This window comes from Lentzea sp. NPDC051208, from assembly GCF_040682435.1.
GTDB classification, from domain to species: Bacteria; Actinomycetota; Actinomycetes; order Mycobacteriales; family Pseudonocardiaceae; genus Lentzea; species Lentzea kristufekii.
The window spans coordinates 158,051-171,715 of sequence record NZ_JBFBAW010000015.1 but is presented as its reverse complement, the minus strand read 5'-3'; the positions used below and the strand labels follow the sequence as shown (position 1 = coordinate 171,715).

General features: G+C 70.6%; 4 protein-coding genes. All 4 read left to right on the top strand.

The features are described from left to right. Nucleotides 1–1,024 precede the first annotated feature (1,024 nt). The 4 genes from AB0M48_RS32465 to AB0M48_RS32450 all read left to right on the top strand — a co-directional run bounded on the left by AB0M48_RS32465 (nt 1,025) and on the right by AB0M48_RS32450 (nt 13,643). Entirely contained in the window at nt 1,025–1,243 is a 219-nt protein-coding gene (locus AB0M48_RS32465; RefSeq protein WP_363849241.1) for a hypothetical protein, read from the top strand. A 9-nt stretch (nt 1,244–1,252) separates the two neighbouring features. Then, nucleotides 1,253–2,725, top strand: a complete 1,473-nt coding sequence (locus tag AB0M48_RS32460; protein ID WP_363849240.1) for an acyltransferase domain-containing protein — start codon at nt 1,253–1,255, stop codon at nt 2,723–2,725. Further along, nucleotides 2,722–8,301, top strand: a complete 5,580-nt coding sequence (locus AB0M48_RS32455; RefSeq protein WP_363849238.1) for an SDR family oxidoreductase — start codon at nt 2,722–2,724, stop codon at nt 8,299–8,301. Before AB0M48_RS32460 ends, AB0M48_RS32455 begins: the two co-directional genes overlap by 4 nt. A gap of 140 nt (nt 8,302–8,441) precedes the next feature. Then, complete coding sequence (locus AB0M48_RS32450) at nt 8,442–13,643, top strand: type I polyketide synthase (protein WP_363849237.1); 5,202 nt, start codon at nt 8,442–8,444, stop codon at nt 13,641–13,643. Nucleotides 13,644–13,665: the final 22 nt, after the last annotated feature.

Genomic DNA, 13,665 nt, shown 5'->3' with positions numbered 1-13,665 from the left:
CGGGTGGTTGTTGTCTCAATTCGGTTCATATCGGCTTCCTATTGATTCCACGTTATGGGTACCCATCCGGTCAAGTTCTCGACCCCTCGCCCTCAAAAACACTTGTCGTCGTTGAATCTGCAGGTGAGGAGGGTGGGGTGTCCGTTCGGGCCGTCGACAACGTCGCGCCTGAGTGCAAGTCACGCAGAGATTTGTCACACGCGGCCGCGAGGTGCCCCCGACTGGGCAAAAATCGGGCACGGAGTCGCACGGGTCCATACGACTGGGTCGCACGCACGCACGATTAGCGCGGGCACGCACCGTAAACATTGTTTCCTAAAGTGTGTCTTGGGTGTGGCCGCTGCTCGTTAATCGGTGTGGATGTGACAGCGGAAGGCGCTTCAGCAGCCTGATCGGCTGGTCGGTCGCGGCATGAAGTGGTCGGCGGGTGTGACCACCAGTGGAGCGGGTCTGCGCTGTGGACAACCGTAGTGTCTTGATCGGCGATCGGCGATCTGCATCACTCTTTCGTGGTGGGTGGGCTGCCCGTTCACCTCCGGGTGGCGGTGTCGCTGTGTCGTTGTCGCTGGTAAGCGCCCGCAGCCTCTTGCTGGCCGCCGCGCCGTCCCGGTTCCGGTGACTGGCCTGCGGACTTCCGCAGTTCAGTCGGCGCGAAACTGTTTAGCCTCGTTCACGTCCCAGTCGGAAGGTGGTCGCACCTTCCGAGGAATTGCCGGCGGATGACTCGTGGGTGTCGTCCAGCGGGTGCGGTAGAAGGCTGCGGGCCGGTCCGTCCTCGCCATTCTGTTGCGCCAGGCGAAATGTGGTTGGCGGTGGTGGAGAGTGTCGGTGACGTGCGAGTGCTGATGCGGCCCAGGATCGACCTGGCCGGTGTGGACGAGTTCGCCACCTCGGCTCGAGGAGCTTCTTCGGTGCGACGAACATCGAGTTCGAATCGGCTTCACCGGTAGTGCACACCGAATTCACCGGCGCGGTGAAAGGGCGGCGTGCGGACGTCCGAGACGACGGGAACAGATTGGCAACAATGGACGGGATCACTGATTTTCGCCAGGTGCGTTCGGTCGTCAGGACCTTCGTCGGTGTTCTCGCCACGCGACGCCGGCCGCTCGTGAAGAGAGGGCTCGGCGCCGACAGCGCGAATGAGTTCGATCCGCCAGCCGGAACGCGTGATCGTGGCGGCACGCGCACCACTGACATTCTGTCGACCAAGCGATGTTCCGGCTTCGCCCGGAGCCGGCCCTGACCATCTCCGGTGCTCCGAAACCCGTTCCTCCGCTCCACCGTAAGGATCATCATCGTGTCTTGTTCGTCATCCGAGCCGGTCTTCCTGTTCCCAGGGCAGGGTGGGTACCTGCCCGGCTGCCTTTCGCGTGTGTGCGCCGGCCGTCCCCTGCCGGCTGTTGTCGGTCAGGTGGACGCGATCTCGCTCCGGCACGGCGGCCCCACGATCTCGGCGCTGCTGGAGAGCGCGGACGCGCCGACCTTGGACACGCTGCTGGCCAGTGACGTCCCTGCGTTGAGCCTGACCATCTTCGCCACCGAGCTGGCGGTTCTGGACCTGGCCCGTGAGCTCGCCGGAGTCACACCGAGCCTCGTGATCGGCCACAGCTTCGGCGAGTTCGCGGCGTTGACCGCCGCGGGAGCGCTCGACCTGGCGGACGGGGTCCGGCTCGTGATCGCGCGTGACCGCGCGCTGCGCGCTTCGCGCGACACCGAGGGGGGAATGGTCGCGCTTCACGTCGGACGGCAGCGGGCGAGGGCCGTCGTCGGCTCCCTTGCTGACCGCGGCCTGACGGTCGCGGCCCACAACGGGTACGACCAGGTCGTGGTCTCGGGCCCGCACGAGTCGCTGGACCGGTTGACGGCGCTGGCCGGCCTGCTCGGGATCGAGGCGACGCGCCTGCGTGTCCCGTATCCGTTCCACAATCGGCTGTTGGGGGAGGCGAACCGGTTGTTCGAGGCGGAGGTGGCCGAGGTCCGGGTACGGGCTCCGCGGGTGCCGATGTACTCGCCGGTGCTGGGCCGTTACGTCGAGACCGAGCAGGACAGCCGCGAGATCTTGACCAGTCACCTCGAACGAGAGGTCGGCTTCTTGCCGGCCCTGGTGTCGGTGCGGGGTGACGGGTTCACTCACTTCCTCGAGTGCGGTGCCCGCGCCGCCCTGACCGACCTCGTGAACGCGTGCCTGCCCGGGGCGCGGACCGCGGCGCCGTTGCGGCAGCGCCGGACCCTCGACGAACTGCGCAGCGCATTTGCCACGTCCTCCAGCGCGGAGGCCGGGTCGGACGCGTCGCCGGTCGCGAGCGCCGGGGCGAACGGATCGCCGGTCGCGAGCGCCGGAACGGACGCGTCGCCGGTCGAGCATGCCCGATCGGGCATGCAGCAGGTGGAGCAGACCGTGGTGCCCGTTGTTCCCGTCCCCACGACGGCACCCGACCCGGCTGAACCTTCACCGCCCGCGGCCGCGGACGTTCCGGGACTGGTGGACGAGCTGCGCACCCTTTACGCCTCCGCTGTCGGCTATCCCGAGGAAGTGTTCGAAGCCGACATCGAACTCGAGGCGGACCTGGGCATCGACTCCATCCGGCAGACCGAGCTGCTCCAGCGGGCCCGCCAGAAGTACGACCTCCCCGAGGCCGACCACATCCGGATCACCGACTACACCACCCTGGAGTCGATCGCCAGCCTGCTCACCGAGCTCGGAGCTGGGCGGGTGAAGGTGTGAACAGTCCACGTGCCGGTGCTTTCACCGACCGGATCTGCCTGGTGACCGGAGGCTCGAAGGGGCAGGGCCGGGCCATTGCGCGAGAGCTGGCGCGAGGTGGCGGCCATGTGATCGTGAACTGGTTCCACGACATCGACGCCGCTCGGCAGACCGTGGCGGACATCCTCGCGGAGGGCGGTTCCGCGGAGCACCTGCGGGCGAGCGTGGCCAAGCAGGACGCGGTCGAGGAGATGTTCGCCGACGTCGCGCGTCGGCACGGCCGGCTCGACGTGCTGGTCAACAACGCCGCGCGCGGAGTGTTCGAGCCCGGTCACGTGCTCACCGATCGCGACTGGGAAAGGGCGATCGACACGAACGTGCACGGCCCGCGCCGTTGTTGCCGTGCCGCCTTCCCTCTCATGAAGGAACGCGGCGGCGCGATCGTGAACCTGGGTTCGATCGGCACCAGTGTCGTCATCGACAACTACAGCTGCGTGGCGGTGTGCAAGGGAGCGCTCGAGCAGCTGACGAAGTACCTCGCCGTGGAGTTCGGGCCGCACGGCATCCGGGTGAACATGGCTTCCGCCGGAATGCTGGTCAGCAAGACGGTGGAGTTGTTCCCCCGCAGCGAAGAGGTCCTGGAGGCGACGGTCGCGGGCACCCCGCTCGGTCGGCTGGGCACGGTCGAGGAACACGCGAAGCTGGTGGCCTTCCTCGCCTCGCCGGACGCGTCGTGGATCACGGGGGAGAACGTCGTCAACGACGGCGGGATCCGGTTGGGCGGCGCGCTGATCCGCGCCGGGGGCACGTGGGGCGACGCCGTCCGGCCGTCCGCGGATGTCGTCGAGCCCAGCGCTTCTGGTGTGCCGGTCCACGGAGCGCCCGCCCACACCGCTGATCCTGCGCCCGCCCGCACCGCTGATCGTGCGGCCGAACGCACCCCTGACAGCGCGGATGACGACGGTGCCATCGCCGTCGTCGGGATGGGGCTGGTCGTTCCCGGCGCGGAGTCGCCCGAGCAGTTCTGGGAACTGCTGCGCGCCGGTGAGCCCGCGTTCAGCGAACCGGGGGACCGCTACCCGCTGGACACCTTCTGGGCCGCCGATCCGGGCGACCGCGACCGCACGTATGCGCGCACCGCGGGATTCGTCCGGATGGGACGGCACGAGGACGTCGCTCCCGACGCCAGCCTCTCGTCGTCCTGGCTGCGCCACGCCCTGGAGCAGGCGTTGCCGGACGGGCCGTCGTCCCGCTCCTCGCTGTTCATCGGCGCCTGCTCCGACGGCGATCAGCACTTCGAGCAGGCGATGGTGGTCGAGGGGTACGCCCGCATGCTGGCCGAGGCTTGGCCTACGCCCGCGGGCCCGGACGCGGAACGGCTGCGCTCCCTGCTGCGGGAGCGCTACCGGCTGGCCGCGGGCAGCCCCGAGAACCACCTGCCGGACGGGGTCGTCCACAACGCGGTGCGCGGCCTGCTGCCGGACACCACGCCCGTGACGATCGTGGACACCGCGTGCTCCTCGTCGCTCTACGCCATCGACCTGGGCGTGGCCGCTCTCCAGGAAGGCAGCACCGACCTGGCGCTGTGCGGGGGCTACTTCATGGTCACCCCGCGGTTCAACGTGCTGTTCAGCAAGCTCGGCGGACTCAGCCACCGGGGAGCGGTCAACGCGTTCGACGGTTCCGCGGACGGCACGCTGTTCTCCGACGGTGCGGCAGTGGTGGCGCTTCGACGGCTGGGTGACGCTCGGCGCGCCGGCCAGCGCGTGCTCGGGGTGCTGGCCGGGTTCGGAGCCGCGGCCGACGGCCGGGGCAAAGCCATCGCCGCCCCCAACCGCCGCGGGCAGGAACTGGCGATCGCACGCGCCGGGAACGAGCAGGAGCGCGCGCCGATCTGGGTGGTCGGGCACGGTACCGGCACCAGGGCCGGCGACGAGGTCGAGCTCGCCGCGCTGAACCAGTCGGCGGCCGGCCGGGAGGTGCTGTGCACCAGCAACAAGTCGCTGATCGGGCACACGGGGTGGGCCGCGGGCGCGGTGTCGGTGATCCACGCGCTGCTCGCCCTGCGCCACGGTGTGATCCCCGCGCAGCGGCCACAACCCGGCGCGGCGGCGACCGCGAAGCACGTCACCGTCCCCACGCAGGACACGCCGCTGCCCGCCGGACCGCGCCTGGTCGGTGTCTCCGGGTTCGGGTTCGGCGGGACCAACGGGCACCTGCTGCTGCGTGACGAGCCCGGTCCGGGTGAGCCCGTGCCCGCCTCGCGACCGGCGGCGAAGGACGAGCGCATCGTCCTGGTCGCGTGGAGCGCCCACCTGCCGGGCGCACCGACCTCGGCCGACGTCGCGGCGCGCCTGAGCGAGGGGCGTGCACCCGCTGACGACGCCGGCTTCCCGATGCCCTACCCGGCGCCGGAGTGGAAGGTGAGCAGGCTGCCCGCCGCGGTGTCGGACGCCATCGACCGCACCCAGCTGATGGCGCTGGACGTGGCCGAGCGCTTCCTGGCCGAACACGGGCAACTGTGGGAGGGCCGCGAGGAGACCACCGGCGTCATCGCCGCGCACTACGGACCGACCCTGTCCTGGTACCAGTCGGCGCTGCGCTGCTACGCCGACGACCTGCTCGCCGTGGCGCCGGGTGAGCTCGACGCGGGCGAGTTTACGCAGGCCGCGCAAGCCGTCGGTCGCGCGGTGAGGGCAGGAACCCCCGAGTCCACCCCGGACACCCAGCCCGGTCTGATGGGCAACGTCATCGCTTCGCGCATCGCCAACCGCTACAACCTCAACGGTGCGGTGCAGCTCGCCGACGCCGGGCCGGACGCCACCGCGCACGCGGTCCAGACGGCGGTGCGGCACCTCCGCGGAGGAGCGCTGGACCTGGCGCTCGTGCTCAGCCTGAACGGCAACAGCACCGACGAACTGCGCACCCTGCTCGGTCGCGGTCCTCTCGGCGAGGGTGCCTTCCTGTTCGCCCTGGCGCGGGAGAGCACCGCGGCGGCCGCCGGGTGGCCCGTGCTCTGCCAGGTCTCGGTCGCCACCGGCGACGCCGGAGCCCGAGCCCCACGGCCGCTGGACTACCTCGGCGCCAACGGCGCGTGCGACCTCATCGGCGAGCTCGCCCGGCTGGGGGAGAAGCCCCAGGTGATCGCTGCCGGCACTTCGGCGCCCGGGATCGTGCTGACACCACACCGGCCCACCCGGTCGGCGCCGCGCAACGAGCGCTACGTCTGCACCTATGTCGAGGAACCCGCTGCCAACGCCGAGTGGACCACCGCTCCCGGGCCGGACTGGCTCGTCGTCGTGCAGCCCGGATGTGAGGAGTCGGTGCCCGCACAGGTGCGCGAGTCCGGTGCCCACGTCCACGTGCTGGACGAGACCGCACCGGTCGAAGCACAGTTCCCCGACGCCGCGACGGGCGCGGGACGGTTCAGCCACGTCCGCCTCTTCGCCTCCACCGGTGGGTCGGCGCCCGGCGAGGCCGTTCCGGAGGGGACCCTCCGCGCGCACGAAGCGCTGTTCCTCGCGGCGAAGTCCTGCCGCGACCGCATCGACGCCGGTGGCTCGCTCGGCGTGCACCTCGTCGACGAGCTGCGCAGCGGTGTCCCGCACTCCTCCGCCGGCCTGTTCACCGGCATCGTCAGCAGCCTCGCCTGGGACCTCCGCGGGGCGCGGCTGGCCGTGGTGATCAGCTCGGAGACCGCTGACTGGGACACCCTGAACCGGGAACTGGCCGGCTACCGCGGCTACCCGGCGGTGATCCACCACGACGGTGTGCGGCTGCGCACCAAGCTGGTGCCCGCTCCGCTCGACCTGACCTCGAACGTGTCGCCGCTGCGGCCGGGTTCGGTGGTCGTGGTCACCGGCGGTGCGCGGGGGATCACGGCGGCCTGCGCCAAGGAACTCGCCTCCCGGACGCCGTTGCGGTTGTGGCTGCTGGGCTCGTCACGGCTGCAGGACGTGCCGGAGGACCTGCTGTACGCGGGCGACGAGCAGCTCCCGGGCCTGCGGGCGGAGTTCCTCAAGTCCGAGCGCGCCCGCACCCCCGGTGCCTCGGTGCGAGAGGTCATGGCCCGGTTCGACCGCCTGCTCAACGCCCGTGAATCGCAGCGGAACCTGCGGGAACTGCGCGCGCTCTGCGGCGAGGACGCGGTCGACTACCTGACCTGCGACCTCACCGACGCCGAGGCGGTCCGCTCGGCCGTCGAGACGATCCGGCAGGTCACCCCGGAGGTCGACCTGCTCGTGCACGGGGCCGGCCTGCACAACGGCGGCGACATCTCCCGGCTGACGGTCGACGGGCTGCGGCACATCCGCGGGGTCAAGGTCGACGGGTACCGCAACCTCAAGGCCGCGTTCGGCACCGCCCAGCCCGCCCGGTGGTGCAACTTCGGCTCGGTGGCCGGCCTCGTGGGCCTGCCCGGCGAGACCGACTACGCGCCCGGCAACGACTTCCTCCACGGCGCGGCCCGCCAGGCGGCGCTGGTCCGCGGCGCGGACGAGCGCACGCTGATCTGGCCCATCTGGGCGGAGATCGGCATGGGCGGGTCGGAACTGATGCAGGGCAACAACGAACGAGCGGGGATTATGGCTCCGCTCGCCCCGGCCGAGGGCGTGCGGCACCTGGCCGCCGAGCTGAGCACGCCGGCGGTGGCCCAGCCGCTGGTGGCGTTCCTCAACGCGAAGGAACGCGCGACGTTCGGCGAGCAGTTCCCCGGCTTCGTGCACCCGGTGCCGGAACGCACCCGGTGGATGCTCGGCACCCCGCACCGCATCACGCGCGGCACCACCCAGTGGCTGCTGGACCTCGGCGAACGCACCGCGGGTTTCCTGGTCGACCACACGGTGAACGGCAAACCGACCATGCACGGCACCGGTCTGGCCACCATCGCGGCGGAAGCGGCGACCGCGGTGGTGCCCGGCCTGCCCGTCCGCACCCTGGAGAACCTGCGGTTCTCGGCGTTCGTCGCGCCGAAGGCCGGGCCGGGCAACCCCTACCGGGTGACGGCGCGGCCGGACGGCCCTGACCGCGTGCACGTCCGGATCACCAGCGACGTGGTGGACCGGCGTGGCCGGGTGCTGCGCGCGGACCGCCAGCACTTCGCGTGCGACGTGGTGCTGGGTGCCCTCCCGGTTCCCCCGCTCGCCAGGAACGTCGTCACCGACCGGCCGTCGGAGGACCCCTACTACCGCGATGACAGCGCCGTCGTCCTGCGCGGGGTCTACCAGGCGAGCACCGACGGCAGGGAAGGTCCGGACGGCACCAGTTCCCGCTGGGTGCTGGTCCCGCCCGCGACCGAAGCCGACCACGCGCTCCTGGAGAACCCGCCGGTTCCCACGGTGATGCTGGACGCACTGGCCCGGACCCGGTTGCTGCGCACCGACGGCAACGGCGTCCACCTGGTCGCGGTACCCCGCTTCATCGACCGCGTCGAGTTCTTCACGACGGGCAGTGACGCGGCGGTGAGCAAGTCCAACCCGGACGGCATCCTGCTCATCCACGTCGACGACGCGAACGTCGAGGAGGCGGTGAGCGCGGACGGCCGGGTCCTCATCCGCATCTCCGGTTGCGAGACGTTCGACGTCGGCGACACCAGCTGAGCGTGACGGTCCCGATCGCCGTGGTCGGGGCCGCGTTCGTCCTCATGGCCCGGCCGCATCCGCGCTGCGGCCGGGCTCCCGGATCCGGCTGGGAGATTCCGTGACAAGTGGGCGGCCCGACCGAAAACTGTGAGGTAGCAATGACGCGTTTGAACGTTGGCAACCCCGACAACGACGTCGCGGTCGTGGGTTTGGGCATGAGGTTGGCTGGTGGCATCTGCGAACCGGCGGACTTCTGGGCCGGCTTGATCGCGGCACGCAGTGAGGTCGGGAACCTTCCCGACGATCGGTGGTCGTCGTACCCGGCACACGGTCCCGCGGCCGTCGCCGCGGTGAACCGAGCAATCAGCCGCGCCGCCTACCTGGAGAACGCCGCGGACTTCGACGCCGAGTTCTTCGGCATCACACCCAAAGAAGCGGTTCTGATGGACCCGCAGCAGCGTCTTGTGCTGGAAGTCGTGTGGGAAGCACTCGAACACGCCGGAATTCCGCCTTTGTCGCTCGCCGGCAGCAACGCTGCCGTGCTGATCGGCGTGGGCGGTGGTGAGTACGGGCAGATGCTGCTGAGCGATCCCGAGCGGATCGGCCCGTGGAGCAGCATCGGCGGGGCTTACTGCGCCGTCGCGAACCGGGTCTCGTACTTCCTCGACCTGCACGGGCCCAGCCTGGCGCTGGACTCCGCGTGTTCGTCCTCGCTCGCGGCGATCCACTTCGGACGGCAGGCACTGCTCTCCGGCGAGTGCGACGTCGTGATCGCGGGCGGGGTGAACCTGATCGCCGCACCCGCGCAAACTCTGTCGCTGGGAGCGTCGGGAGCGTTGTCGGCCGACGGGAGGAGCAAGCCGTTCTCCGCTTCGGCCGACGGTTACGGGCGAGGTGAGGGTGCGGGCGTGGTGGTGCTCAAGAGGCTGGACCACGCCCGGCGCGACGGCGACAACGTTCTGGCTGTCGTTCGCGCGAGTGCGGTCCGGCAGGACGGTCGCACCAACGGGATCATGGCGCCCAACGGCATCGCGCAGCAGGAGATGCTCCGCTCCGTCTACGCCCAGGCCGGCATCGATCCGTCCTCTGTGGACTACCTGGAAGCGCACGGCACCGGTACGCCCCTCGGTGATCCGACGGAGGCGGCCGCGGCCGCAGCGGTCTTCGGAGCCGGCAGGGCGCCGGACTCGCCTCTGCTCGTCGGGTCGGTGAAGGGCAACGTGGGGCACCTCGAGGCGGGTGCCGGAGTGGTCGGCATCATCAAGACGGTGCTGGCCATGCGTGCCGGTGTCCTGCCGCCCACGGTCGGAGCGCGCGACGGCATCAACGCGGAGGTCGAGGCAGAGCAGTCGATCAGGGTGGTGGCCGAGCCGACGGCCTGGCCCGAGGTCGCCGGCAAACCGAAGCTGGCCGGCGTGTCGAGCTTCGGGTACGGGGGCACCATCGCGCACGTCTGCCTGGCGGAAGGTGACCCGCTGCAACCGGAAGTCGAGCGGGGCGTTACCGACGACCCGTCCCTGCTCGTGCTGTCCGCTGCCACCCAGGAGGCGCTCGCTCCGACGGTGAGCAGGCTCGCGGACGCGCTGGAGGCGGGTGATCAGGACGTCAGTGCGGTGGCGGCCACGCTGGCGTTGCACAGGTCGCACCTGCCGTGGCGGACCGCCGTGGTCGCCGCCGATCGCGGTGAGGCGGTCAATCGCCTCCGTGCGTGGTCCGCGACCGGAAAGGTGCCGGGAGTCGTGCACGGCCGGGCGACCGACCAGGCTGCGGGGCCGGTGTTCGTCTTCTCCGGGCACGGTTCGCAGTGGGCGGGCATGGGACGTGAGCTGCTCCGCTCGAGCAAGCCGTTCGCGGCCCTGTGCGAGCGGCTCGACCCGATCTTCCGCGAAGAGGCCGGGTACTCGCTGATCAACGAACTCGAAGAGGGGGACTGCACCCGGACCGACCGTGTTCAGGCGACGTTGTTCGCCATGCACCTGGGTCTAGCCGAGGTGTGGCGGTCCTGGGGCGTCGAGCCGGTGGCGGCACTCGGTCACTCGATGGGCGAGATCGCCGCGGCGGTGACCGCGGGTGTGTGGAGCGCGGAAGACGGCGCCCGGTTCGCCTGCCGGCGCGCGAACCTGATCAAGACCGTCGCGGGCCGCGGTGCCATGGTCCTGCTCGACGTGCCGTTCGACGAGCTGGAGGAACGGCTCGCAGGCAAGACCGGCCTGACAGCGGCGATCGAACCGGCCCGCGGGTGGTCCGTGCTGGCCGGCGACGTGGCCGCGGTGCAGGAGTACACGACCGTGCTGGCCGCCGAGGGCCGCGTGGTTCGCCGGGTGGCCTCCGACGTCGCCTTCCACAGCTCCCACATGGACGAACTCCTCGACGACCTCGGCGCCGCTGTGCACGGGCTGTCGATCAGCTCACCGTCTTTGAGGCTGTACGGCACGATTCTGGACGACCCGCGTTCCGACGCACTGCGGGATGCCGGCTACTGGCAGCAGAACCTCAGGCGCCCGGTGCGGTTCGCGGCAGGTGTGGAAGCCGCGGTCCAAGATGGACACCACCACTTCCTGGAGATCTCGCCGCACCCCGTTGTCGTGCACAACATCGCCCAGATCGCGGAATCGCTGTCCGTGCCGGCGGTCACCACGGCGCACTCGTTGCGTCGTGAGCAGCCGGTGCTCGCGGAGATGACCGAACAGCTGGGCAGGCTGCACTGTGCCGGAGTCCGGGTCGACTGGCGGGCCCACTGGCCCCGCTCGGTAGCGGTCGCGTTGCCGCGCACGGCGTGGCAGCACAACCGGTACTGGCTTCCCGAGGCACCGGCGGACCGGGGCGCAGGAGGCCACGACCCGGGGGCCTTCACCTTGCTCGGTTCCCGGCTGACGGCGGCCACCACGCCGCCCTCGGCGGTGTGGCAGACGAACCTCTCGCCTGAGAACAGGCCGTACGACGCTCCGCACACCGTGCACGGCGTGGACATCGTTCCTGCCTCCGTGCTGTTCGGCACGCTCGCCGACGCGATGACGGGCGAAGCAGACAGGCCGCGTCATCTCCGCGACGTCGTCCTGCGCACACCTCTGCCGGCCGAGCAGAACCGCGCCGTTCAGGTCGTGTGCCAGGACGGCAGGGCGGTGCTCTCCTCCCGCCTGGAGGAGGCGTCCGAGGAGACGACCTGGACCACGCACACCTCCGCTCGCGACGGTGGAGTCGGCACGCTGCGCGCCGACTCGGTCGAGGTGGCCGAAGACTCGGTACTCCCGATGCTTCCCATTGGAGCTGATGGGGTGCTCGAGCTGCTGCGGCCCCTCGGGGTGTCCGGTCTGGCCTTCGACTGGCAGGTGGATCACCTCCGGCACGACGACGACGTGGTGCACGCGACCGTGTCGACGCCTGGCCGCGCACCCCACTGGGCGGTGGTCCTCGATGCCGCCACCACCTTGTCCTCGCTACCGCTCGCCCGGCAGGGCATCCACCGCATGCCCGCTTCCGTCGAGTCGGTCGAGTGGACCGGTCCTGCCCCGTCCTCGGCCCACCTGGTCGCACGCCTGCGCAGCGGCACCGCCGACACCATCGACCTGGACCTGCGAGGGGCCGACGGGCAGTCGGCTGCCAGAGTCACCGGACTCCGGTTCGGCGTGCTCGACGCGGACCAGACGTTGCTCGCCGACCCGAGGATCTTCCTGCACGGGCTGTCCTGGCAGCCACTCGAAGTCCGGGCCGTCGAGACACCTGCGGCCACGGTCACGCTGGTCTCGACCGAACCCTCGGTGACCGCGGAACGGCTCGCGGAGCACCTCGTGCGGGCCGGCCTGAAGTGCACCCTCGTCAAAGCCGCACAGGACATCTCGCTGCCCGCGGGCGACGAACCACATCACGTGGTGTACCTGGCCCCGTTCTCCGGACCGGGACACGAGTACGACGCGACCGTCCACCACCTGGCCGACCTCGCCCGCGTGACCCAGGCCGTGGTCGAGGCTGACCGGCTGGGGACCAGGTTGTGGGTCCTCACCCGGGAAGCGTTGGCCTGCAACATTTCTTCAGGTCTCACGCATCGACCGCTGTGGGGAGCTGCACGGGTGATCGCCTCCGAACACCCGGAGCTGCGCGGTGGCGTGCTGGAACTGGAGGGACGTGACGACGACGCCGCGTTCGAGCTGGTGGCGCGAGTCCTCAACGAATCCCCTGCGGAGGACTGGCTGGTGATCCAGAACGGTGAGCTGCTCGCCGGTCGCATCGTGCCCCGCCCGGACCGGGGTCACACCCCGCCGGTGCCCCTGCGGCCTGACGCCACCTACGTGGTGACCGGTGGTCTCGGAGCACTCGGCCTGGAGGCGGCGCGTCACCTCTCTTCCCGGGGTGCCCGCCGGCTGGTCCTGACCAGCAGGCGGGGACTGCCTCCACGGTCCACATGGGACGAAGGGCACGACGAGGCGACCCGGCACGCGATCGGCGTGGTCGAGGAGCTCGAGAGCCAGGGGGTGAACGTTCTCCCGCTCGCCCTCGACGTGACCGACGCCGACGCCGCCCGAGCGATGCTGACACCCGACTTCCTGCGCATGCCGCCCATCCGGGGCGTGGTCCACACGGCCGGAGCGGTGCACGGCCGCCTGGTGGACGACCTGGACGAGGAGTCGATCCGGGAGACGTTGCACGCCAAGGTGCTCGGGGCGTTGGTTCTGCACGAGCTGTTCCCGCCGGGCAGCATCGACGAGATGGTGCTGTTCTCCTCCACCGCACCGCTGGTCGTGCTGCCCGGCTGCACGGCCTACGCCGCGGCCAACTCGTTCCTGGACGGCCTGGCCGCACACCGGCGGCACCGCGGCGGGAACACCACCTCGATCGCCTGGACGGTGTGGCGCGACACCGGCATGGGCAAGCTCACCGCCGACGGACTGCAAAGCATGGAGGCCCAAGGCTTCGGTGACATCACCCCGTCCGAGGCGCTGCGCGTGTGGAACTGCCTGCACACCACCGATGACGGGTACGCACTGGTGGTCAGGCCGACCACGCCGCCGCAGGGAGGACGTCGCGCGCTGTTCGAACACGTTCGTGATCCCCAGAACGGCGAGCCGGGCGGGGGAACGACGACGGAGTCGGTCACCCTCCTGCGCGACCTGCCCGCGGACGAGGTGTTCGACGCGGCGATGGCCGTGATCCAGAGCGTGGTGGCGGCTGAAACCGGTGTGCCGGAGCACCGGATCGAACCCGAACGACCGTTCTCGGACATCGGCCTGGACTCGGTCATGGGCATCGCCATCCGGGGAAAGCTGCAGCAAGGCACCGGAATCGAGCTATCCGCCGGCATCCTCTGGACCCACCCCACGCCGGCGGCTCTGACGCGCTACCTCGTCACGATGGCGGCGCGTTAGTTTCCCGGTACTCGCACCACGA